Source organism: Vibrio sp. 1401 (assembly GCF_033340295.1).
On record NZ_JAWOWF010000879.1, the window covers coordinates 1 to 509 of the forward strand.

1 pseudogene is annotated in these 509 nt (G+C 44.2%); it reads left to right on the forward strand.

Annotated elements, in window-relative coordinates:
* Positions 1-319: pseudogene (locus R7Z77_RS28675) on the forward strand (hypothetical protein); the annotation flags it as partial.
* Positions 320-509: the final 190 nt, after the last annotated feature.

The following is a 509-nucleotide window of genomic DNA, read 5'->3' on the forward strand; positions in this document are numbered from 1 at the left end:
AAGCATCGCAAAACGTAACGAAACAATGCGTTGGGGAATCTGCCCAGAACCAGATCGCCTCATAGTGATTCACGAACTAAAGGTAAAGAAAGAGCATCGAGGAAATAAGTATTCCAAAGCCTTAATTGAGGACTTTATTGAACGCTTTACATCGATTTACGACATCATTGGTCTAAAGGCGCTTCCTTTAGAAGATCGCTCAGAGGAAAGCGTAGAAGCGCTTAAAAGCTATTACTCAAAGATAGGCTTTAAGGACGTTGGTATTGATGATTTGATGCTCTGGCCAGCGCTAGAAGAACCAAACTGGAACGAAGCCTAAGTTAGACATCGCATCTCATAATGCTACTTACCTGCCCACACCTATCTCAGCTTGGTGACTGATGCTTGCTCTTGGAAAATGATTGGTGACATGTTCGATAACACGATGACGGCTCGAGCAGGCCTCCATCAACACCGACAAGAACCGGAGAAGCCACAAACCAGTCATTAATCACTCAGATAATGTGGGT